The organism is Sphingopyxis sp. (assembly GCF_016463645.1).
Lineage (GTDB): Bacteria > Pseudomonadota > Alphaproteobacteria > Sphingomonadales > Sphingomonadaceae > Sphingopyxis.
The window spans coordinates 14,012-36,708 of record NZ_JAEMQX010000006.1; the positions used below are offsets into that span (position 1 = coordinate 14,012).

The following is a 22,697-nucleotide window of genomic DNA, read 5'->3' on the forward strand; positions in this document are numbered from 1 at the left end:
CCGCCACGGTGAGATCCCGGCCTCCGCCGGGATGACGATCCGGATAGGGGGCGTTTCAGCCAACCCCCATCAGCCCTATCCCAGCATCGTCCGCGCGATCAGGTCGCGCTGGATCTCGTTCGACCCGGCATAGATCGTCGCCGCGCGGTCGTTAAGGTAGCGGGGCACCGCGACGGCGAGGTCGGCGGGGGTCTGGCCGTCGGCGTCGGCCCAGGCGGCATGGCCCGCGGCCTCGCACGCCAGCGTGTCGATGCGCTGCGCGGCCTCGGTCCCGAGAATCTTGAGCGCCGAGGCGTAAAGCGCCGGGCTGTCGCCGACGCCGCGCATCGCCTTCAGCTCGAGCGCCTGCAGCGCCTTCAGCGTCACCGCCTCGCGGTCGAGCTGCGCGCGCAGGACCGGATCGACGTCACCCCGGGCGCGCAGCCGCTCCAGCCGCCCAATCAGTCCCGGCGCATATTTGCCGCCGCGCTCGAAGGTCAGAAGATGCTTTGCGACCGACCAGCCTTCATTCTCGCCGCCGAGCCGGTTCGCCCGCGGCACGCGGACGTCGTCGAAGAAGACCTGGTTGAACTCATGATCGCCCGCAAGTGTGCGGATTGGCTCTATCGTGATGCCCGGCGTAGCCATGTCGAGCAGCAGAAAGCTGATCCCTGCCTGCGGCTTGCCTTCGTTCGACGTGCGCACCAGCGCGAACATGCGGTTCGCGAAATGCGCGTGCGTCGTCCAGATCTTCGACCCGTTCAGGACATAGTCCGCACCGTCGGGCACCGCGCGCAATTGCAGCGCCGCGAGATCCGAGCCCGCGCCGGGCTCCGAAAAGCCCTGACACCAGTAATCCTCGCCCGACAGGATGCGCGGCAGATAATAAGCGCGCTGTTCGGGGCTGCCATAATGCATGATCACCGGCGCGACCATCTTCAGCCCCATCGGCGCGAGATTCGGTGCCCCGGCCGCGGCGCATTCGGCGGCGAAGATATAGCGCTCGATCTCGCTCCAGCCCGGGCCGCCATATTCGGCAGGCCAGTCGGGCGCCGCCCAGCCTTTGGCATGGAGGATGTGCTGCCACGGCAACGAAATGGCGGGGTCGATGAAGACGCTCGTCGCGCGCGCTGCGCCGCGACGGATGTCGCCCGGCAGATGCGCGGCGAGAAAGGCGCGAACCTCTTCGCGAAAGGCCGCAAGGGCCGGGTCGTTCAGCATGTCCATGACGCCGGTTTGTAGGTCGCGGCGGGGCCGGGCCAAGCTGGCACCTGCATCAGGCGGCGCGCGCACCGACGAAGCCGAGCCCTGCGGCGATCTGGATCGACTGCGCGCGCCCCGTCGCGCCGAGCTTCGCCGCGGCGTTGCGGAGGTGGAAGCGCACCGTCGATACCGACAGCGACAGGATGATGCCAATCTCGCCGTCGGTCTTTCCCGCCGCCGCCCAGCGCAGGCACTGGACCTCGCGCCGCGTCAGCGTTTGCGGCACCGTGGCGTTGCGCGGGCGCCCGCGCGCCTCGTTGTGCGTCGCGATCAGCTTGACCGCGAGATTGTGGAGGTTGCCGGCGTGTTCGGCGAAGATGGCCTCGACCCCCACCGGCTCGCGCGAACACCAGAAGACCGCGCCGACGAGCCCGCGCGGGAGGTGCACCGGCGCGATGATCGCCTCGCCGAAATTGGGCGTGTTCTTCGCCTGCGAGCAGTCGACCTCGTCGAGCAGGTGCGTCGAGCGCCACATGCCGAGATGCCCATCGCTGTAATAGAAGGGTTCGGCGACAAGCCGCGCGGCAGTCAGGAAGGTGAGCTGCAGCGCCAGCTTGCGGTCGCGCCAATAGGCATAGCTCGGATCGACCCAGTGAAAGCTGGTTTCGGCATAGGGGCGGCCTTCCTCGTCGCTCATCGGTTCGGGGTCGCCAAGGTCGGCCTGCGCTGCGACATAGGGCAGGCCGATCGCGTCGCCGGCGGCCTGCACCGCTGCGATCAGCGCGGGCATTTCTGCCCAGCATTCGGCCCTCTGATCGGTCACGCGCTCTTCCCTCCGCTATCCTGACACAGGTGTCAGCTTGTTCGTCCGGCCGCAATCCTTTGTTCTGTCACGGTCCGGTTTCGCACGACGCTCGCACAAAGACGAGCCCGGCGACAAGCCGTTTGAGGGAGGATGAGTGATGAAGGCAATGCGTATTTTCCTGGGAGCGGGTTCCGCAATGGGTCTCGCTCTGGCGGCGCCGGCGTTCGCCGCCGAGGAAGCGCCGGCCGACACCGCCGCATCGGAAGGCGACATCATCGTCACTGCGCAGCGCCGCGCGGAGTCAATGAACGACGTCGGCATGGCAATCCAGGCGGTCGACGGCGCAACGCTCGAAAATCTGCGCGTTACCGACATGCGCGACCTGACTGCGGTCGCGCCGAGCTTCACCGTCTCGCAAAGCTATCAGGGCGTGCCGACCTATACGCTGCGCGGGATCGGCTTCAACACGATCAACCTCTCGGCGACCTCCACCGTCGGCACCTATGTCGACGAGGTCGCCTATGCCTATCCGATCATGAACACCGGCCCCGTCATGGATCTCGAGCGCGTCGAGGTTCTCAAGGGGCCGCAGGGCACGCTCTATGGCCGCAACACGACCGCGGGTCTGATCAACTTCATCACCGCCAAGCCGACCGACAGCTTCGAGGGCAGCATCAAGGCCGATCTCGGCAATTATCAGACCTACAACATCGGCGGCCATATCTCGGGCCCGCTCGGCGAAGGCGTCGCCGCGCGCATCGCCTTCCGCAGCGAAAATAGCGACAAGGGCTGGCAGATCAGCAATTCGCGTCCCGACGAGCGGCTCGGCGAGGTCGACAAGCTCGGCATCCGCGGCTCGCTGGCGATCGACCCCGGCGCCGGCACCAGCATCGACCTGTCGGTGACCTGGTGGCAGAACAAATCGGACACCGTGGCGGGGCAGGGGATCGGCTTCACGCCTGCGACCGATCCGGTCAGCGGCACCAGCAATTCGCGCTTCTTCAACGCGCCGGGCCTTGCCGACTATCTCGCCGCCAATTTCCCGACCAGGGCGAGCCAGGCAGACTGGGCGCCCGAAGCCGGCCGTTCGGCCGACGTCGGGCGCGGCGCCGGTCTGCCAGGCGGCCTTGCGGAGAATAATCGCTTCTGGGGCCTGAAGGCGCGGCTCGATCAGGACATCACCGACACGGTGAAATTCGTCAGCCTGACCAGCTATAATGATTTCCGGCGCAAGGCGCTATCCGACTGGAGCGGCGCCCCCTATGAAATCCTGCTGCAAAAGGCGGACGGCCGCATCAAGAGCTTTGCCCAGGAGATCCATTTCGAGGGCGAGACCGGCGCGGTGAACTGGCTCGTCGGCGGCTATTACGGCCACGACAAGATCGTCGACAGCAACCGCACGCTGCTCGGCGACAACGCCAACTCGCGCTTCATTCGCGCGGCGCCCTATCTCATCGTGCCGGGTATCAGCCTGCTGGACACGCCGTTCAACTCGGACGGCTATACCGACGCCGATATGGCCACGGCGTTCCGCACCTATGAAGATATCGGCACGATGAACACGAAGACGTGGAGCATTTTCGGCAACGCCGATGCCGAACTGACGGAGCAACTGAAACTGACCGTCGGTCTGCGCTATACCGAGGACAAGCAGGACTATGTCGGCTGCTCGCGCGACTATAAGGGCAGCATGTTGCCCAACGTCAACGTCGTGAACCGCTTCCTCTTTTCCGCGGGCGGTACGCTGCCGATCCCGGCGCCGATCACCGAGGGACAGTGCAATACATATGACGATGTCACCAACAGCTTCGGTCCCGTCGTTTCGACGCTCGACGAGAATAATCTCGCGTGGCGCATCGCGCTCGACTGGTCGCCGAACGATGACACGCTCGTCTATGCGTCGGTGTCGCGCGGCTACAAATCGGGCACGTCGCCGGTCAACGCGGCCAGCAAGGCGCGCCAGAACGCGCCGGTGGTCCAGGAGAAGCTGACCGCCTATGAACTGGGCGTAAAGGCGACGCTCGCCGATCGTCTGCTGCAGGCCAATTTCGCGGCCTTCTATTACGACTACAAGGACAAGCAGATCAGCACCTATTTCGCCGATCCGATCTACACCGCGCTGTCGCGGCTCGACAATGTACCGAAGTCGAAGGCTTACGGGTTGGAAGGCGAGTTGACGCTGCGTCCGGTCCAGGGCGTCACGATCGCGGCCAACGGTCTGTGGCTGAAGACGCGGGTGATCGACTATCTCGGCACCAATGCGGCCGGCCAGCCCGAGAATTTCGACGGCGCCGAATTCATCTATAGCCCGCGTTTCCAGGGCAGCGTCGTCGCCGCATATGATACGCCGGTCAGCGACACCCTCGATTTCAACGGTGCGCTCAGCCTGCGCTATCAGGGCAAGGCGAACACGATCTTCGAGGATGATCCGCTCTACAAGGTCGACTCCTACGTCGTCGTGAACGCCAGCCTGGGTCTGAAGTCGGAGGCCGGCTGGTCGGTATCGCTCTGGGCGAAGAATCTCTTCGACAAATATTACTGGTCGGCGGTCGCCAGCAACGCGAATGTCGTCGTGCGCTTCGCCAACCAGCCGCGAACCTGGGGGCTCACGCTGGGTTACGACTTCTAGCAGGAGCGGATTACGGTGGTGCGTGCGCCGATGCAGGCCGACTATCTGGGGACGGAGATCGATTTCGCCGCTCCCCTCGGCGAGCCCGCGCTGCTGCCGCCGGACAGCGTCCAGTGGCGCGTCTACAAGAACCCGATCGCGCTTGGCATCGGCGGTATCGCCGCGGTGCTGCTCGAATTCGCCGAGCCGCGCATCCGGTCGGGCGTGTGGGATCATTCGACCTACAAGGTCGACCCGATCGGCCGCTCGCGCCGCACCGGCCTCGTCGCGATGCTCGCCTGCTACGGCCCGGCGAGCACCGCGAAAGAGGTGATCGGACAGGTCAACCGGATGCACGGCAAGGTGAAGGGCGAGACCCCGGCGGGGGACAGATATCGCGCGATGGACCCGGCGCTGCTCGACTGGGTCGCAGCGACCGCTTCCTATGGTTTTCTCATGGCCTACGACCGTTTCGTCCGCCCCGTCAGCGACGCCGACAAGGACCGCTTCATGGCCGACGGTGATGCGATCGGGCGCGAATTCGGCGCGCGGCGCACGCCGCCGACGGTGGCCGCCTTCATGGAGATGATGGCCGAACTCGAACCGCGCTTCGAGCCGCATCCGATCATCTTCGAATTCCTCGATATCATCCAGTCGGGCCGCGCCGCGCCCGGCGTGCCGCGTTTCCTGCACCGCGCGATCGCGCGCGCGTCGGTGTCGTTGCTTCCCGACCATATCCGACGGAAGCTCGATCTGGGGCGGCGCTTCGATCTGACGCTGCTCGACCGCACCGCGCTGCGCATCGCGGGCTGGCTCGCCGATCGTCACGTCGACCGCGCCGCGCCGCATTGTCAGGCGAGCGTCCGGCTCGGCCTGCCGCACGATTTCCTGTTCAAATCGCCCGCCGAGCAGCGGCGTTTGCTTGGCAGGCCCGCGATCGCGGCCTAGGAGCAGCGCCCGAAGCCGGGGCCGCGCACCGCGCGCCCGGGGGTCGCGCCGCTGTGCTCGCCGTCCCGCAGCACGCCAACGCCGTTGACGAACACATCGCGCACGCCGACCGAATATTGGTGCGGCTGCTCGAAAGTCGAGCGATCGCCGATCGTCGCGGGATCGAAGACGACGACATCGGCATAATAGCCGGGCTTCAGTGCGCCGCGATCCTTGATGCCGAGATTGGTCGCGGGCAGGGTGGTGAGCCGGTACACCGCCTGTTCGAGCGGGATCAGTTTCTCGTCGCGGACATAGCGGCCGAGCAGCCGCGCGACATTGCCATAGGTGCGCGGATGCGCGCCCGATTTCAGGAACACGCCTTCGGGCGCCTGCGACGCGGCGTCGGAGCCGAAGCTCATCCACGGCAGCTGGATCTGCTTGCGGACATTGTCCTCGGACATCAGGAAATAGACGGTCCCGACGCGCGAGCCATCCTCGACGACGAGGTCCATCGCGGTCTCTTCGGGTGACTTGCCGCGCATCGCCGCGACCTCGGCCAGCGTCTTGCCGGTCAGCGGCTTGAGCGCATCATTCTTGAACCCCGACAGGATCATCTTGTCGGCCCCCGCGCCGAAATAGAGATTCTCCCAGTCGCTGCCGGGCTTCTTCATTTCCTCGGCGACGCGGGCGCGGGTTGCAGGGTCCTTCAGCCGCTCGATCCATTGCTCGAGCCCCCCTGCCTGCACCCAGGTCGGCATCGCGGCGTCGAGTCCGGTTGCGCCCGCGGTATAGGTATACATGTCGGTCGTGATGCGCAGCCCCGCGGCCCGCGCGTCCTCGATCTTCTTCACGATCGTGTCGAGCTTGCCCCAGTTGCCGCGTCCCGCCATTTTCAGGTGATAGATTTCGGCGGGCGCGCCCGAGCGGCGCGAAATCTCGACCAGCTCGTCGACCGCCTCCTCGATCCGGTCGCCTTCGGATCGCATATGGCTGATATACATGCCGCCGCATTTCGCGGCCTCGCTGGTCAGCGCGACGAGTTCGTCGGTCTCGGCGTAGGAACCGGGCGCGTAGATGATCGAACTCCCGACCCCCATCGCGCCTTCGTTCATCGCCTGCTTCACCAGCGCGCGCATCCGGCCGAGCTGTTCGGGGGTCGGGTCGACGTCCCCTTCGCCCAGTTCATGGACGCGCACCGTCGCGGCGCCGACGAAGCTCGCGACATTGGTCGAGATGCCGCGCTTTTCCAGATAACCCAGATAATCGCCGAGGCTCGTCCACTCGATCGGAAATTTGATGTCGCCCTGTCGCTCGGTTTCGAGGGCCTTCATCGTTGCGTTCATCGGCCCCATCGACCAGCCTTCGCCCATCACTTCGAGCGTTACGCCCTGCCTGATGTCGCTCTGGCTTTTCGGGTCGGCGATCAAGGATTCGGTCGCCCAGCTCAGCATGTTGATGAAGCCCGGCGCGACCGCCATACCCTTTGCCGCGACCTCGCGCTCCGCCTTGCCCGCAACCTTGCCCACCGCGACGATGCGGTCGTCCCTGATCGCGACATCGCCGACGACAGGCGGCTTGCCCGACCCGTCATAGATCGTGCCGCCGCGGATGATCAGATCGTAGGTCGGCGTTTCTGCGGCAAGCGGCGCCGAAACCAGCATCGAGCTGCACAGCAGCAAAAGCGAAGGTGTCAAGCGCCGGGGCCGTGTCATTTTTCTCTCCGTTTTTCGGGTGGTTATCCGTGAAGGCTCATCAGCGAATCCATCAGCCCGTCGTCGGCGCTCGAACAGACGCCGAGCACCAGTGCCTCCTCAAAGCCGTCGGCGACGACATAGGCGTGGCCCATCGACGAATCGATGTAGATGCCCTGACCGACGTCGAGCGTGACGGGATCGTAGAATTCGCTGTGCACCTCGATCCGGCCTTCGAGGACATAGATGAACTCCTCGCCCTGATGATGGACGAGTTCGCCGAATTCGCGCGCGCTGTGCGCGCGGATGCGCGTCAGGATCGGGATCATCCGTTTCTGGCGCAAATCGGTGCAGAGATAATGATAATCGTAATTGTCGGTTGTGACGCGCGCCGCGCGCTCGATCGTCCCGATGCTGCGGCGCCCGGTCACACGCGGCGCCATCTCTTCCTCATCCTCGGCGAACAGGTCCGACATGCGAATCTTGAGTCGCTGGCTCAATTGCTGGAGCTTGTCGTAGCTGAGCGTCAGCCGGTCATGTTCGACCTTGGACAATGTCGATACGGGAATGCCCGACTTCGCGCTCATTTCCTTGAGCGTCCAGCCGTTTCGCGCGCGAATCCCCTTCATCACCGCGCCGAGCGTCGGCGGGGTTGCACGGTCCGCCATCAGTTTTTCCATTCCATATTTGACAATTTTCCAATCAGGATCATTATGTCCCTATCGGGCTAACAGATGTTGGTCCCTTGGTAAGGGGTCGCGCGGCTTGCCGCAAGGTGTGACAGGGCGCGCCGGATAAAAGGGGAAAGCGATGCGTTTCATCCGCAAGGCGATGATCGGGCTGGCGGCTTTTGCCGCGCTGCCACTGGCCGCGCAGGGGCCGGTGCCGGCCCCCGCCGCGAAGAAAGTCGAAGCCGCTGCCGTTCCGGCCGCAAAGTCCACCGCGACGCCCGTCGCGCTCGATCCCAAGGATCTCGAAGCCTGGATGGACGGCTATCTGCCCTATGCGCTCGAACGTGCGCGCATTCCGGGAGCGGTCGTGGTCGTCGTGCGCGGCGGGCAGGTGGTGCTCGAAAAGGGCTATGGCTTCTCCGACGTCGCGAAAGGTGCGCCGGTCCTTCCCGAGACGACACTTTTCCGCCCGGGGTCGGTGTCGAAGCTTTTCACCTGGACGGCGGTGATGCAGCAGGTCGAGGGGGGCAGGATCGACCTCGACAAGGACATCAACACCTATCTCGATTTCAAGATTCCGCCCTATGAGGGCAAGCCCGTGACGATGCGCAACATCATGACGCACACGGCAGGTTTTCAGGAATCGGTGCGCTATCTGATCAGCAGCGATCCCAAGGCGGTCATGGCGCTCAAGAAGCAGATGCCGCTCGCGCTGCCCGACCGCGTCTTCGCGCCGGGTACGACGCCGGCATACTCGAACTATGCCACGGCGCTCGCGGGGTATATCGTCGAGCGCGTCAGCGGCGAGCCGTTCGACGATTATGTCGAAAACCATATCTTCAAGCCGTTGGGTATGACGCACTCGTCGTTCCGTCAGCCGCTTCCGGCCGGTCTCGTGCCGCATATGTCAAAGGGCTATCCCGACGTCACAGGCAAGGCGCAGCCTTTCGAAATGGTCATTCCGGCACCCGCGGGCAGCCTGTCGGCGAGCGGTTCCGACATGGCGAAGTTCATGATCGCGCACCTCAACGACGGCGCGGGGTTGATGAAGCCCGAAACCGCGAAGATGATGCACGATTTCAAGGCGCCCGGCGTCGGACCGCTCAACAGCATGGCGCTCGGCTTCTACGAGCAGTGGGTCAACGGCCATCGCGCGATCGCGCACGGGGGCGACACCGTCTGGTTCCACTCCTATCTATGGCTGTTCCCGGATGCCGACACCGGCGTCTTCATCTCGATGAACAGCGCGGGCAAGGAAGGCGCGGCGGGGGCGGTGCGCAGCGCATTGTTCCACAAATTCGCCGACCGCTACCTGCCTGGCCCGGCCGAAAAGGCGGCCGAAGTCGATGCCAAGACCGCTGCGCAGCACGCGCAGATGATGGCCGGCCATTACATCAGCAGCCGGGGTTCCTTCACCAACTTCATGAGCCTGTTCGGCCTGTTGGGGCAGGCGACGATCGGCCTGACCGAGGATGGCAAGATCACGCTGCCCGCGCTCGACGGTCTGGGAGCCGGCGCGCGCGACTGGGTCGAAGTCGAACCCTTTGTGTGGCGAGACACAGGTACGGGTGAACGCCTCGCGGCCGAGGTCAAGGACGGCCGCGTCGTACGCTGGAGCCTCGATGCCGGATCGCCCTTCATGGTCTTCGAACCCGCGCCCGCCGGCGTCAACGCAGGCTGGCTCAATCCGGCGCTGATCCTTGCCTTCGGCATCATCCTGCTCGCGGCGCTGGCGTGGCCGGTACGCGCGCTGGTGCGCCGCAATTTCAAGGCCGAGTTCGCACTTCAGGGCCCATCGCTTCGCGCGTATCGCCTGTCGCGCATCTTCGCCTGGCTCGCGATCGGCGCGCTCGCGGGCTGGATCGGGCTGATCGCGGCCTTCTCTGCCGATATCGGCAGCATCGGCGGTCCGCTCGACTGGCTCATTCATCTGCTGCGCATCCTGACGCCGCTCGCCGCCTTCGGCCTGTTCGCCACCGCGGCGTGGCATCTGTGGCTCAGCATCAAGGACAAGCGCCGCTGGACGATGAAACTCGGCGCGGTGCTGCTGATCCTTGCGGCTCTGGTACTCGTCTGGGTGACGCTGGCCTTCCATCTCTATGGCTTCGGGATGGTCTATTGATGGCGACGCAAAGCACGCGGGGATTGACGCTCGACCTTCGGGTCGAGCGCTTTCCCTATCACCAGCCTTTTCGCATTTCGGGTCATGTCTTCACCGAGACCGCTCTGCTCGTTGCCGAATTGTCCGACGGCGGGCATGTCGGTCGCGGCGAGGGGGCGGGGGTCTATTATCTCGGCGACGACATCGACCATATGCTGTCCGAGGCGACGCGGGTGCGCGGCGCGATCGAAAGCGGTGCGACGCGCGAAGAATTGCAGCATCTCCTGCCTCCGGGCGGCGCGCGCAACGCGCTGGACTGCGCCTTCTGGGACCTCGAGGCGAAACAGACGGGGCGGCCGGTATGGAGTCTTGCGGGTCTCGATCCGCCCAAGGCGTTGCGTTCGACGCTGACGCTCGGTGCCGACAGCCCGGAGAATATGGCCAAGGCCGCGCTTGCCATCGATCCCGAGGCGCCGATCAAGGTCAAGCTGACGGGGGATCTCGCCGACGATATCGCGCGCGTCGTTGCGATCCGAACCGCGCGGCCTGACGCGTGGATCGGCGTCGACGCCAATCAGGGTTATGACGTCGACACGCTCGCCGAATTGTTGCCCGTGCTGGTTTCGACCCGCATTTCGCAACTCGAACAACCGCTGAAGCGCGGGCGTGAGGCCGATCTCGACGGATTGAAGCGGCCCTTGCCCTTCGCCGCCGATGAAAGCGCGCTGTCGCTGGCGGATACCGCATCGCTCGTCGGACGCTTCGATATCGTGAATATCAAGCTCGATAAATGCGGCGGGCTGACCGAAGGCCTCGCGATCGCGCGGCAGGCGAAGAAGCTCGGGCTCGACGTCATGGTCGGCAATATGATGGGCACCAGCCTGTCGATGGCGCCCTCGTGGCTGGTCGGGCAGCTCTGCGACATCGTTGATCTGGACGGACCGACCTTCCTCGCGCGCGATCGCGTGCCCGGGGTGGCATATCGGAATGGAATGATCGACTGTCCGGCAGGAATTTGGGGTTCATGACAATTTCATGTCCTAAACGGGTTGACAATTTTCTGATTAGGACAATAGTCGTTGAATTGAGATTTTCATAAGAGGGAGGCTGGAATGACGTCGTCATTCCCGATGACGCGCCGCGCGGCACTCGCGGGTGCGGTCGGGGTCGCTTTGTCTGCGCCCATGATCAATCGCGGTGCCTACGCTTTCGCGGCGGCGCCCGCGAAGATCTACTCGCGCCGCGCAGTCGACCTTGTCGCCTCGTCGCTCGTCATCGACATGCTCGCGCCGCTCAAGATCACCATGTCGCCGGACTATGTCGCGCATCGGCTGACCGACGCCGAGACGGCTGAATTCAGGGCTTCCGGCATCACCGGTTTCCACAACGCCTACGGCCTCGGCGGTCCCGGTGCGAAGGGGCAGGCGCTCGAGTTTCTTGCCGGTTGGCAGGGCTTTGCCGGGCGCAACAGCCACGTCTTCACGCTCGTCGATAGCGTTGCCGATCTCGATCGCGCCAAGGCGGACAAAAAATGCGCGGTCATCATGGGAATCCAGAACGCCGAGCAATTCGAGAAGATCGAGGACGTCGCGCTGTTCCGCCGCCTCGGGCTTCGCTGTGCCCAGCTTACCTACAATACACAGAATATGATCGGCTCGGGTAGTACCGAACGCGTCGACGGCGGCGTCAGCGACTATGGCGCGGCGATTGTCGCCGAGATGGAGAAGCAGAAGATGCTGATCGACGTCTCGCATTGCGGTGACAGGACGACGCTCGACGCCATCGCAATCGCCAAGGGGCCGATCGCGATCACCCACAGCAACGCCCGCGCGCTCGTCGACCATCCGCGCGTCAAGACCGACGCGGCGATCAAGGCGCTCGCGGCGAAGGGCGGGGTGATGGGCATCACCGGGGTGCGCATGTTCGTGCGCACGAGCGACCCGACCAACGTCGGGCATATGGCCGATCATATCGATCATGTCGCGAAGCTCGTGGGTGTCGACCATGTCGGCATCGGTTCCGACGCCGACCTCAACGGCTACGATGACATGCCACCGCAAGAATATGCCGCGCTCAAGGGCAGTTACAAGGGCAGTTACGCCTTTCGCGACAAGATCGACATCGATGGCTTCGACCATCCGCTCAAGACCTTCGACCTCGTCGAGGAACTCATTCGCCGCGATTATTCGAACGATAACATCCGGGCCGTGCTCGGTGGCAATTTCCGCCGCCTGCTCGCCCAAGTCTGGGGGTAAGACGATGAACAAGGGACTTTTTATTGCGGCAAGCGTCGTCGCGGTCGCCGCAGCGACACCGGCCCACGCGCAGGAAGCGGGCGCAATCGAAGCTGCCGGCGAAATCGTCGTGACCGCGCAAAAGCGTGTGCAGAATGTGCAGGACGTGCCGATCTCGATTGCGGTCGTCAGCGGCGAGGAACTGCAGGAGCAGGGCTCGGCATCGCTGGTCGACTATGCGGGCTATGTCCCCGGCATGAACGTCAGCAATGGCGGCACGCCGGGACAGACGACGATCACGCTGCGCGGCGTCGCGCCGCTCAACGCCAGCCAGACCGTCGGCATCTATCTCGACGATGCGCCGGTCGGGTCGAGCGCGCTCTACAACCGCGCCGGGCAATTCACCATCGACCTGATGCCCTATGACCTCGAACGCATCGAGGTGCTCAAGGGGCCGCAGGGCACCCTCTACGGCGCGAGCTCGATCGGCGGGCTCGTCAAATATGTGACCGTCCAGCCCGACACGCGCGAATTCAAGGTGCGCGCGGGCGTCGAAGGCTTTACGATCAAGAATGCCGGCAGCCTCGGCTGGGGCGGGCAGGTCTATGCCAACGCGCCGATCGTCACCGACACGCTCGCGATTTCGGGCAGCTTCGCGTGGCGCAAGACGCCGGGCTGGGTCGACAGCGTCAACAATGCGACGCTCAAGGACCAGAATGATTATGAACAGCGCGGCGGCCGCGCGGCGCTGCTGTGGCAGCCGACGCCCGAACTAAGCGTCAAGCTCGCGGGCATCTGGCAGTCGCTCGATTCCGATGGCAACGGTCTTTATGCGGCTGATCTCGACGGCAACCGGCTCGGCAACGGCCATTCGTTCAACAATTATGTCCCCGAATCCTACGACGTCGATCTCGACTATTATTCGGCGACGATCGATTATGATTTCGGCGCTGCGACGCTGACTTCGGCGACCACCTACAGCAAGACGCAGAGCCGCCAGTTGCAGGATGCGAGCTATGCGTTCGGCGTGCTCTTCCCGTTTCTCACCGATGGTGAGATCCCGCCGGGTATCACACCTTTCTCGCTCGACCTGGGGCTCAAGAAATGGACGCAGGAGTTGCGGCTCGCCTCGCCGAGCGGCGGTCGCTTCGAATGGATGATCGGCGGCTTTTTCACCGACGAGGAAACGAGCAATTCCCAACTCGTCCGCTCGTTCGACATGGACGGCAACGTCATCGACGGCCTCGATCCGCTCGCAATCGTCGGCCTGCCCGCGACCTACAAGGAATATGCGATCTTCGGCAACGCGACCTTCAAGCTGAGCGAGCAGTTCGAGGTCACCGGCGGCCTGCGCTGGGCGCGCAACGAGCAGACCTTCACGCAGATCAGCGAGGGCGCGATCGTTCCCAGCGCCAACGATCCGGGCGAGTCCGCCGAAAGCGTCTGGACCTTCTCGGTCAGCCCGCAGTTCCATATCAATGAAGACGCGATGCTCTATGCGCGCGTCGCGACGGGCTATCGACCCGGCGGCCCGAACGTCATCGTTCCCAATGTCCCGCCGAGCGTCGATGCCGACCGCATGACCAATTACGAGGTCGGGCTGAAGGCCGATTTCGCCGACCGCATGGTGTCGGTCGACGCCGCCTTCTTCTGGATGGACTGGACCGACATTCAGGTCACGCGCGCCTTCGGCGGCGTGTCGGGCGGCGCCAACGGCGGCAAGGCAACGAGCAAGGGCTTCGAAGGTAGCCTGGCGCTGCGCCCGGCACCGGGCCTGACCATCAGCGCGACCGGCAGCTATACCGATGCGGCGCTCAGCGAAGACGTGCCCGAGATCAGCGGCGTCGACGGCGACCGCTTGCCCGCGGTACCGAAGTTCAGTGGCGCGCTGCGCGCCGATTACGCGTTCGAACTGGGCGGCGGCAACAAGGGCAGCTTCGGCGCCGGTATCCGCCACGCGAGCAACCGGCTGTCGCTGGTCGAGAGCGATCCGCTCGTCGCGCGCGCCAAGGCTTATACCTCGGTCGATATCAATGCGTCGGTGACCTTCGACGACCACTGGACGCTACGCGCCTATGCGCGCAATCTCCTCGACAACAAGGGCGAAATGGCGCGGTCGACGCTGGCCGACGGGCTCAACCAGCCAAGTTTCCTCGCGATCTCGCCGTTGCAGCCGCGCACGATCGGCGTGGCGCTCGACATGGCTTTCTGAGCGAATTGGAGTTGGACAAGATGAACGCGCCCACCGGCAGACTGGCCGAAAGCCTGACCCTGCCGCAACCCTATCTGCTGTTCCTCGGCGACACGACCGAGGCGGGCTATGCCAAGACCGCCTTTGGCTTGGCTGACTGGGCCGCCGACCGCTGTGTCGGCGAGTACGGGATCGGTGCCTGCTCGGTCAGCGCCGGCCTGCCGCGGCTGTCGCCCGCCGAGGCGCGCGGGGCGGGGGCACGGTCGCTGGTGATCGGCGTCGCAAACCAGGGCGGCGTCATCGGCGACGCGTGGGTCGCCGTGCTCGTCGAGGCGATGGAGGCCGGGCTCGACATCGTCAGCGGCCTCCACACCCGGCTGACGAGCATCCCCGCGCTCGTCGAGGCGGCGCGGCGCACCGGTCAACGGTTGATCGACGTCCGAACACCGCCCCCATCGATCCCGATCGCCAACGGCCGCAAGCGGAGCGGCAAAAGGTTGCTGACGGTCGGCACCGATTGTGCGCTCGGCAAGAAATACACCGCGCTTGCGCTGCACCGCGCCTTTGTCGCGCGCGGGATCGACGCTGATTTTCGCGCGACCGGCCAGACCGGCATCATGATCGCGGGCGGCGGGATACCGATGGATGCCGTCGTATCGGATTTCGAGGCTGGGGCGGCGGAAATATTGAGCCCGGACGCGCCCGGCAATCACTGGGATCTGATCGAGGGGCAGGGGTCGATCTTCAACCCCGCCTATGCGGCGGTCTCGCTGGGGCTGTTGCACGGCAGCCAGCCCGACGTGTTCGTCGTCTGCCACGATCCGGCGCGCAAGGTGATCCTCGGCATGGAAAGCTTCGCGCTGCCCGGCATCGAGGAGGTGATCGACCTGACGATCCGCCTCGGCAGCCGCACCAATCCGGCGATCCGCTGCGGCGGGGTGAGCCTCAACACCTCGGCCTATGACGCTGCCGCCGCCGAGGCGCTGATGGCGGCCGAACAGCAGCGGCTAGGACTGCCGGTCGCCGATCCGATCCGCGGCGGCGCATCGTTCGACGCGCTCGTGGACAATATTCTCGCATGAGTGTGGGCGAGACGGGTGGCAGGTCGAGCTGGTTTCAGCGCTTCCTGCTGCCCGGCTTTGCACTGAAGGCCGTGATCATCGGCGGCGGCTATGCCACGGGGCGCGAATTGGCCGAATATTTCGTGCCGTCGGGGCCATGGGGCGGACTTTCCGCGATGCTGCTCGCGACGCTGGTCTGGAGCGTGGTCGCGGCGCTGACCTTCGCGCTGGCACGCAAGCTGGGCGCCTATGATTATCGCGCCTTTTTCAAAGGGCTTCTCGGCCCCGCCTGGGTCGCGTTCGAGGCTGCATATCTGATCTTCGTCGTCCTGATCCTCGCGGTGTTCGGCGCCGCGGCGGGCGCGATCGGCGCCGCGACCTTCGGCTGGCCCGAGCTTGCGGGGACGGCGCTGCTCGCGGTGTCGATCGTCGCGGTGACTGCGTGGGGCACCGGCGTCGTCGAGCAGATGTTCAAATATGTCTCTATCCTGCTCTACACCGTCTATGGCCTGTTTCTGGTCCTTGCGCTCGCCAGCTTCGGCGGACTGATCGGGCAGGGGTTCGCCAATGCCCCGCCGCCGTCGGGCAACTGGATGGCGGGCGGGCTGACCTATGCGACGTACAATATCGTCGGCGCGGTGGTGATCCTGCCCGTGCTGCGCCATCTGACCAGCCAGCGCGACGCGGTTGTCGCGGGGCTGATCGCCGGGCCGCTGTCGATGCTGCCCGCGATCCTCTTTTTCGTCGCGATGATGGCCTTCTATCCCGCGATCGGCGCCGAGACGCTGCCATCCGATTTCCTGCTGCGCCAGATGACCGTGCCCGGATTTCATGTGCTGTTTCAGGTGATGATCTTCGCCGCCCTGCTCGAAAGCGGCGCGGGCGCGGTGCACGCGATCAACGAGCGCATTTCGGGTGCTGTCGAGGGCCGCGGGCGGCCGCCGCTGACGGCCGGCGCGCGCGCGATCATCGGTGCGGTGATCCTGACCGGTTGCATGTTCGTCGCGGGCGAGGTCGGCCTCGTCGACCTGATCGCCAGCGGATACCGCTTCCTCGCGTGGCTGTTCCTCGCCGTTTTCGTCCTGCCGCTCGTCACCATCGGCATCTGGCGCCTGCTGCGCCCGTCGACCGCTCCCCATATGGAGGCCCTGCCATGAAACGCCTGCTTGCCCTGTCGCTGATGCTGTCAGTCGCCGTGCCCGCATGGGCCGAACCGCCCGCCGACATCGGCGAAAGCGTCGAGGCGCTGCGCAAGAAGGTCGGCGCGGCGGGCGTGTCGATCGCGATCGTCGAGGACGGCAAGACGACGCTGTCGCGCGGCTGGGGCGTGCGCAAGATCGGGGAGAGCGCATCGGTCGACGCGCAGACGATCTTCCAGACCGGCTCGACCGGCAAGGCGATGACCGCCGCCGCGCTCGCGATCCTCGTCGACGAGGGCCGCATCGCGTGGGACGATCCGGTGATCAAGCATATGCCGTGGTTCCGCATGTACGACGCATGGGTGACGCGCGAGATCACGATCCGCGATCTGCTCGTGCACCGCAGCGGGCTCGGGCTCGGGCAGGGTGACCTGATGTTCGTGCCGCGCACCCACCTGACGCGCAAGCAGACGGTCGAGCGCGTCGCTTACCTGAAGCCGCAGACGAGCTTTCGTTCGGCCTATGCCTATGACAATATCCTCTATGCTGTCGCCGGCCAGCTGATCGAGGAAGTCACCGGCCAGACGTGGGAGGATTTCATCCGTTCGCGCGTGCTGCGCGCGGGGGGCATGAAGAATGCGACGAGCGACAGCGAGGATCGCTTCCGTATCCCCAACCGCAGCTGGCCGCATGCGCGCCTGTCGGGACCGCTGCGCGGCCTTGGTCCGCAGGAAGCGCTTGATGAACGCGACGAACTCGGCCGCAACGGCGCGCCGGCGGGCGGTCTTGCTCTCAGCGCCGACGACATGGCGGCATGGCTCAAGATTCAGCTTGCGCACGGCGCGCTGCCGGACGGGAAGCGGCTGTTCAGCGAGCAGCAGGCCGCCGAAATGTGGGCTCCGGTCACCCCGATGCCGATCACGCCGCTGCCCGACGCGCTCAAGCCCGCGCAGCCGACGCAACAGGCCTATGCGCTCGGGTGGCAGGTGCAGGATTATCGCGGCCACCGCATCATCCAGCACGGCGGCGGCGTCTTCGGCTCGATCACGCGCGTCGTCATGATCCCCGACAAGAATGTCGGCTTCGCGATCATGATGAACAGCGAGGACAGCGGGATGCTCCTCGGCCTCACCTATGATCTGCTCGACCATTATCTCGATCAGCCCGACTATGGCTGGATCGCGAAATGGGAGGACTGGTATCAGTCGCGGCTCGCGGGCGGAGTCGAGTTTCTGAAGCAGTCCGGGGCGTCGCCGGCGAAGTCGGGGCCGTCGCTCGCGCTCGCGGGCTATGCCGGCCGCTACCGCGATCCCTGGTATGGCGACATCGTCGTCGGATCGGGCGCGAAAGGCCTGACGATCGACTTCACCTCGACGCCGCGGATGGCGGGACGACTCAAGCATTGGCAATATGACAGCTTCGTTACCGAGTTCGACGATCCGGCGATCGAGCCCGCCTATGTGACCTTCGCGCTCGATGCCGAGGGCAAGGTGGCGGGCGTGACGATGAAGGCGGTGAGCAAGATCGCCGACTTCAGCTGGGATTATCACGATCTCGACCTGAAGCCGGTGGAGGACAAGAAGTGAAGCGTCTTGCGACCCTGTTGGCGGCAACGGCCCTGTCGGCCTGCTCGGCCGCCGAGGACAAGCCGAAGGCACCCGAGGCCCCGCCGCACAGCCGGATGCTCGTGCTCGACACCCATCTCGACACGCCGCTGCATTTCGAGCGCGCGGGCTGGAGCTTTGCCGACCGCCACGGCCAGGCCAACGACATGGCGCAGCTCGATATCCCGCGAATGAAGGACGGCAATCTCGATGGCGGTTTCTTCGCCATCTATACCGAACAGGGGCCGCTGACGCCGAAAGGCTATGCCGATGCGCTGGCCTTTGCGCGGGGGCGGTCGGAGCTGATCGACAAGACCATCGCCGCCAATTCGGCCACGATCGCCCCGGCGCTGACCTCGGCTGACGCGCTGCGGCTGAACAGGGAAGGCAAGCTCATCGCCTTCAAGTCGATGGAGAACAGCTATCCGCTCGGCGAGGACCTGTCGCTGCTCAAGGAATTCCACGACAAGGGGCTGCGTCTTGCCGGGCCGGTGCATTCGAAGGACAACCAGTTCGCCGACAGCGCGACGGGCGAGGGGCGCTGGAAAGGGCTGAGCCCGCTCGGCAAGCAATGGGTCGCCGAAATGAACCGCCTCGGCATCGTGATCGATGCGAGCCATTCGTCCGACGCCGCGTTCGACCAGATTCTCGCGCTGTCGAAATATCCGATCCTGCTCTCGCACTCGAGCCTGCGCTCGGCCTATGATCATCCCCGCAATCTCGACGAAGGGCGGCTGAAAGCTCTCGCGGCAAAGGGCGGGGCGATGTGTATCTCGACGATCTTCATGTCGGAGATGAATATGTCTCCCGCGCGGGGCGCGCTGTTCGGCAAATATGAGCGGATCGGCACATTGTCGTCCGCCGAGCAAGCCGACCTCAACCGCCAGTGGCGCGAACTCGACAAGACGGAAAAGCTGTGGGCGGCCGATTTCGACGATTATATGAATATGGTGCTGCGCGCGATCGAGGTCGGCGGCGTCGATCATATCTGCTTCGGTGCCGACTGGGACGGCGGCGGCGGCCTGCCGGGCTTCGAGGATATCTCGGCGCTGCCCAAGGTCACCGAGCGGCTGAAGGCCGCCGGTTATTCGGATGCCGATATCGAGAAGATGTGGAGCGGCAATATCCTGCGTGTGCTCGCGGCGCAGGGAAAGCCGGCGGCGCGTTAGGCGCGGAAGCTTTTGGGGTCGATCCCGAGCTTCTGCATCTTGTCGTAGAGCGTCTTTCTCGGGAGCCCCAGCCGCGCCATCGTTTCGGCGATATTGCCGCGCGTCTGCGCCATCGTGTCGTGGATGATCGTCGCCTCGAACCGGCGCACGCGTTCGGCGAGCGGCGCGTCGGCCGGCATCGCCGACAGGCCGGGATCCGAGGGCAGGTCGAGCACGACGCTATAGGCGAAATTCTTGAGCTCGCGGACATTGCCGGGCCAGTCGTGCTCTACGAGGTGGCGGCGGATGCCGTCGTCGATCCGGAAGTCCGTCACCCCCATCTTCGCCGCGGCTTCGTCGAGGAAGAAGGCGAAGGTCTGCGGAATGTCCGATCGCCGTTCGCGCAGTGGCGGAATGCGAAGCTTCACGACGTGCAGGCGATAATAGAGGTCTTCGCGGAACGCACCGCTTCGCACGGCATCCATCAGGTCGGTCTTGGTCGCCGCGACGACGCGAAGGTCGACGGGCTCGGGCGTGCTGGCGCCGATCGGTTGCACCTCGCGCTCCTCGATCACGCGCAGCAGCTTCGCCTGCACCGCCGGGTGCATCGTGTCGATCTCGTCGAGGAACAGTGTCCCGCGATGCGCAGCGCGGACGCGCCCCGCCTGACCGAGCTTGCCGGTCGTCCGGTCGATGAGGTCGCTGCCGAACAGTTCGGCTTCGGCCAGTTCCTGCGGCAGCGCCGCGCAATTGACCGCGACGAGCGAAGCGGCGCTGCGCCGGCTCTGGCGGTGGAGCATATGCGCAACGAGTTCCTTGCCGGTTCCGGTCTCGCCCTCGATCAGCACGTCGATATCGGCCTGTGCGAGTTGCGCGATCGTGTCGCGGAGCCGGACCATCGCGGCGCTTTCGCCGATCAGCGGGCTGTCGATCGCCGCCGCCGCCGCGGTCAGCCGGCGGTTGTCGAGGATCAGCGCGCGATGCGCGAGCGCGCGGCGCGCGATGCCGACGAGATGGTCCGCCGCAAAGGGTTTGGCGAGGAAGTCGAAAGCGCCGTCGTGCAGCGCGCGTACCGCCATCGCGACATCGGCATGGCCGGTAATCAGGATGACGGGGATATCGGGATCGATCGCATGGGTCGCCGCGCGTAGTTCGAGCCCGTCCATTCCCGGCATCCGGATGTCGGTGACGATGATTCCCGGGAAATCCCTGTCGATGCGGGGCAAGACGCTCCGCGCATCGGGAAAGGCCTCGATGGCGAGCCCCGCGAGGTCGAGCGTCTGGGCGTTCGCGGCGCGCAACGCCGCATCGTCGTCGACGAAGAAAATCGTCTGTTCGTCGGTGAAGAAGCTCATGCCGGCCTCAGCGTCAGGCGGAACCCCGCGCCGCCGAGCGGCGAGGGGATGAGCGTCAGCGTGCCGCCGAACTCGGTCATGATATCGCTCGCGATGGCGAGCCCCAGCCCGAGCCCGTCCGGGCGACCGGTCACGAAGGGAGTGAAGAGCTGTGGCAGCAGGTCGGCCGGGACGCCGGGGCCGTCATCGCAGATATCGATGTGAACCGGGTCGGCGCCGTGCGCGTGGAGCGAAATATGGGGATCCTTCATATCATGGACTGCCTCGGCGGCGTTCTGCAGCAGGTTGACGAGCACCTGTTCGAGCCGGACCCGGTCGGCGTGAACGCGCTCCGCCGGGTCATCCACCGCGATATCGAGTGCGATGCCCTGCGCGCGCAGCCGGTCGCCGATCAGCAGGCTGGTGCCGTCGATCGCCGATTGCAGGTCCACCGGGCCGAGCGGCGTCGGCTTGCGGCGCGCGAAATTGCGCAGTTCGTTGGTGATCGCGCCGACACGTGCGGTCAGCTCGACGATGGCGCCGAGGTTGCCGCGCGCCTTGTCGGGCTCTGCACGCTCGAGATAGCGCAGGCTGTTCTCCGCAAAGGTGCGGATCGCGGCGATCGGCTGGTTGATCTCGTGCGCGACGCCCGCGGTAATCTGGCCGATGGAGCCGAGGCGGCTTGCCTGCGCCAGTTCTTCGCGCGCGGCGCGGTAGCGGCGATCGGTTTCGCGCTGCCGCTCGGAGGCGAGCCGCAGTTCGTCGTTCGCGGCGCGCAGGTCGCGCGTGCGCGCCGCGACTTCGCGTTCGAGCGCTTCGTGCGCCGCCTGTCGCAGCGACTGCCGCTCGACGATACGGAGCAAGGTCATGATTGCCGTGCCGACGAGGATCAGGAGGATGAGGAAAGCAACGCGCGCGGTCGCATTGGCGCTGGCACGCGCGGGCCCGGCGGGCTGGAGCAGGCGGAGCGTGCCCCCGGGAAAGGATACGCGCTCGTCGGCCTCGCGAAACAGATCGGTGCCGACGCGGATCGCATCGCCGTCGCGGCTGACCGGTAATGGATCGAGCCGCGCATCGCCATAGCTGCGCGTCGCGCGCAGCCGCTGCTGTTCCTCGGCTAGGATCGGGGCGAAGGAGCGGAAGCGCCAGCGCGGCTCGCTGCTCATCACGACGATCCCCGCGGCATCGGTGACGAGCGTCGCTGCAGCCGAGTCCGCCCAGCGCGCTTCCAGCTTGTCGAACTCGACCTTGAGCACGATCACCCCGAGCTGCCGTCCGTCGAGGTCGACACGGCGCGCGAGATAGAGGCCCGGGCGTCCGCTGACGGTGCCCAGCGCGAACAGCTCGGCTTCGCCCTTGCGCATCGCGCCCTGGAAATAGGGCCGGAACCGGTAGTTCTCGCCGACGAAGCTCGTCGGCGCGCGCCAGTTGCTCGCGGCGATCGTCGTGCCGCTGGCGTCGATCACATAGATCACCGTGGCGTCGGTGCGCGCCGCGAGCTGTTCGAGTTCGCGATCAAGCCGGCGCGACGCGGCGTCGCTCTTGTCGGCCAGCGCGGCGCGGACGTCGGGAAATTCGGTGAGTACGCGCGGCAACAGGCGGAATTTCTGCAGTTCGCTTTCGAGCAGGCTCGCGTGCGCGCGTGCATTCTGCCGCGCCTCGACGTCGGCCTGCGCCCCGGCGCGCCCTGCGGCCCATTGCGCGAGGCCGAGCCCCGCAACGAGCAGGATCACCAGCCCCGCCGTAACCGCAACGATCAGGCGCCGGCGGTTGGTGGGGGGACCGATAAGGGACGAATCGCCTTTGAAGAGCATGTGCGGATTATTGCACAAATGTTTATGTTCGTATGTGGAATTTTGCACAAATTATGATGGCCAGCCGCTTCTCTGGCGACTAAACGCTATATCTTACAGATATATAGATGATAATCTTCGGCTGTTTGACCCCCCGTCTGTGCGCTCCCTAAAATCGCGCAAAGGCCGCCGAACGGCTCGAAGG

The 22,697-nt window shown here is 65.4% G+C and carries 16 protein-coding genes; 10 read left to right on the forward strand and 6 right to left on the reverse strand.

Annotated elements, in window-relative coordinates:
* Positions 1-75: 75 nt before the first annotated feature.
* The gene (locus tag JHC57_RS03055) at positions 76-1,200 is read right to left on the reverse strand and encodes an acyl-CoA dehydrogenase family protein (protein ID WP_366928524.1); all 1,125 of its coding nucleotides are present in this window, start codon (positions 1,198-1,200) and stop codon (positions 76-78) included.
* Positions 1,201-1,255: 55 nt separating this feature from the next.
* Positions 1,256-2,005, reverse strand: a complete 750-nt coding sequence (locus JHC57_RS03060) for a helix-turn-helix transcriptional regulator (RefSeq protein ID WP_294028561.1) — start codon at positions 2,003-2,005, stop codon at positions 1,256-1,258.
* Between the two features lie 139 nt (positions 2,006-2,144).
* Here JHC57_RS03060 and JHC57_RS03065 point away from each other — a divergent pair, with 139 nt between their 5' ends.
* Both JHC57_RS03065 and JHC57_RS03070 read left to right on the forward strand, forming a co-directional pair.
* Positions 2,145-4,616, forward strand: coding sequence for a TonB-dependent receptor (locus JHC57_RS03065; RefSeq protein WP_294028563.1), 2,472 nt, complete (start codon positions 2,145-2,147; stop codon positions 4,614-4,616).
* Positions 4,617-4,631: 15 nt separating this feature from the next.
* Positions 4,632-5,543, forward strand: coding sequence for an oxygenase MpaB family protein (locus JHC57_RS03070; RefSeq protein ID WP_294028564.1), 912 nt, complete (start codon positions 4,632-4,634; stop codon positions 5,541-5,543).
* Here the strand turns inward: JHC57_RS03070 and JHC57_RS03075 are convergent.
* Together JHC57_RS03075 and JHC57_RS03080 are read right to left on the reverse strand one after the other, a co-directional pair.
* A complete protein-coding gene (locus tag JHC57_RS03075) occupies positions 5,540-7,237 on the reverse strand; it encodes an amidohydrolase family protein (protein ID WP_294028566.1) in 1,698 nt (565 codons plus the stop codon). The genes JHC57_RS03070 and JHC57_RS03075 overlap by 4 nt on opposite strands.
* Positions 7,238-7,260: 23 nt before the next feature.
* Positions 7,261-7,884 (reverse strand): XRE family transcriptional regulator, encoded by a 624-nt coding sequence (locus JHC57_RS03080; protein ID WP_294028567.1) that lies wholly within the window; start codon positions 7,882-7,884, stop codon positions 7,261-7,263.
* Positions 7,885-8,026: 142 nt separating this feature from the next.
* Between JHC57_RS03080 and JHC57_RS03085 the strand changes: the two genes are divergently transcribed.
* From JHC57_RS03085 to JHC57_RS03120, 8 genes are all read left to right on the forward strand, one after another.
* Positions 8,027-10,009 carry a serine hydrolase gene (locus tag JHC57_RS03085; protein WP_294028569.1) on the forward strand — a complete coding sequence of 661 codons (1,983 nt, stop codon included), beginning with the start codon at positions 8,027-8,029 and terminating at the stop codon, positions 10,007-10,009.
* A complete protein-coding gene (locus JHC57_RS03090; RefSeq protein ID WP_294028571.1) occupies positions 10,009-11,016 on the forward strand; it encodes a dipeptide epimerase in 1,008 nt (335 codons plus the stop codon). Before JHC57_RS03085 ends, JHC57_RS03090 begins: the two co-directional genes overlap by 1 nt.
* An 84-nt stretch (positions 11,017-11,100) precedes the next feature.
* Positions 11,101-12,243, forward strand: a complete 1,143-nt coding sequence (locus JHC57_RS03095; RefSeq protein WP_294028572.1) for a membrane dipeptidase — start codon at positions 11,101-11,103, stop codon at positions 12,241-12,243.
* A 4-nt stretch (positions 12,244-12,247) separates the two neighbouring features.
* Positions 12,248-14,434 (forward strand): TonB-dependent receptor, encoded by a 2,187-nt coding sequence (locus JHC57_RS03100; protein WP_294028574.1) that lies wholly within the window; start codon positions 12,248-12,250, stop codon positions 14,432-14,434.
* A gap of 20 nt (positions 14,435-14,454) precedes the next feature.
* The gene (locus JHC57_RS03105; protein WP_294028575.1) at positions 14,455-15,495 is read left to right on the forward strand and encodes a DUF1611 domain-containing protein; all 1,041 of its coding nucleotides are present in this window, start codon (positions 14,455-14,457) and stop codon (positions 15,493-15,495) included.
* A complete protein-coding gene (locus JHC57_RS03110; RefSeq protein WP_294028577.1) occupies positions 15,492-16,631 on the forward strand; it encodes a hypothetical protein in 1,140 nt (379 codons plus the stop codon). Before JHC57_RS03105 ends, JHC57_RS03110 begins: the two co-directional genes overlap by 4 nt.
* Entirely contained in the window at positions 16,628-18,199 is a 1,572-nt protein-coding gene (locus JHC57_RS03115; RefSeq protein WP_294028579.1) for a serine hydrolase, read from the forward strand. The genes JHC57_RS03110 and JHC57_RS03115 overlap by 4 nt, the downstream gene beginning before the upstream one ends.
* Complete coding sequence (locus tag JHC57_RS03120; protein ID WP_294028580.1) at positions 18,196-19,386, forward strand: dipeptidase; 1,191 nt, start codon at positions 18,196-18,198, stop codon at positions 19,384-19,386. The genes JHC57_RS03115 and JHC57_RS03120 overlap by 4 nt, the downstream gene beginning before the upstream one ends.
* Here JHC57_RS03120 and JHC57_RS03125 read toward each other — a convergent pair.
* Both JHC57_RS03125 and JHC57_RS03130 read right to left on the reverse strand, forming a co-directional pair.
* Entirely contained in the window at positions 19,383-20,720 is a 1,338-nt protein-coding gene (locus tag JHC57_RS03125; protein ID WP_294028581.1) for a sigma-54 dependent transcriptional regulator, read from the reverse strand. The genes JHC57_RS03120 and JHC57_RS03125 overlap by 4 nt on opposite strands.
* On the reverse strand, positions 20,717-22,513 hold the full coding sequence (locus JHC57_RS03130) for an ATP-binding protein (RefSeq protein ID WP_294028582.1): 1,797 nt from the start codon (positions 22,511-22,513) through the stop codon (positions 20,717-20,719). The genes JHC57_RS03125 and JHC57_RS03130 overlap by 4 nt, the downstream gene beginning before the upstream one ends.
* Positions 22,514-22,697: the final 184 nt, after the last annotated feature.

Excerpts from the sequence above, each read along its gene's own strand:
- JHC57_RS03055 (WP_366928524.1), bottom strand. The coding sequence starts at position 1,200 with ATGCTGAACGACCCGGCCCTTGCGGCCTTTCGCGAAGAGGTTCGCGCC.
- JHC57_RS03130 (WP_294028582.1), bottom strand. The coding sequence starts at position 22,513 with ATGCTCTTCAAAGGCGATTCGTCCCTTATCGGTCCCCCCACCAACCGC.
- JHC57_RS03110 (WP_294028577.1), top strand. The coding sequence starts at position 15,492 with ATGAGTGTGGGCGAGACGGGTGGCAGGTCGAGCTGGTTTCAGCGCTTC.
- JHC57_RS03115 (WP_294028579.1), top strand. The coding sequence starts at position 16,628 with ATGAAACGCCTGCTTGCCCTGTCGCTGATGCTGTCAGTCGCCGTGCCC.
- JHC57_RS03085 (WP_294028569.1), top strand. The coding sequence starts at position 8,027 with ATGCGTTTCATCCGCAAGGCGATGATCGGGCTGGCGGCTTTTGCCGCG.
- JHC57_RS03100 (WP_294028574.1), top strand. The coding sequence starts at position 12,248 with ATGAACAAGGGACTTTTTATTGCGGCAAGCGTCGTCGCGGTCGCCGCA.
- JHC57_RS03095 (WP_294028572.1), top strand. The coding sequence starts at position 11,101 with ATGACGTCGTCATTCCCGATGACGCGCCGCGCGGCACTCGCGGGTGCG.
- JHC57_RS03080 (WP_294028567.1), bottom strand. The coding sequence starts at position 7,884 with ATGGCGGACCGTGCAACCCCGCCGACGCTCGGCGCGGTGATGAAGGGG.
- JHC57_RS03065 (WP_294028563.1), top strand. The coding sequence starts at position 2,145 with ATGAAGGCAATGCGTATTTTCCTGGGAGCGGGTTCCGCAATGGGTCTC.
- JHC57_RS03125 (WP_294028581.1), bottom strand. The coding sequence starts at position 20,720 with ATGAGCTTCTTCACCGACGAACAGACGATTTTCTTCGTCGACGACGAT.
- JHC57_RS03075 (WP_294028566.1), bottom strand. The coding sequence starts at position 7,237 with ATGACACGGCCCCGGCGCTTGACACCTTCGCTTTTGCTGCTGTGCAGC.
- JHC57_RS03090 (WP_294028571.1), top strand. The coding sequence starts at position 10,009 with ATGGCGACGCAAAGCACGCGGGGATTGACGCTCGACCTTCGGGTCGAG.
- JHC57_RS03105 (WP_294028575.1), top strand. The coding sequence starts at position 14,455 with ATGAACGCGCCCACCGGCAGACTGGCCGAAAGCCTGACCCTGCCGCAA.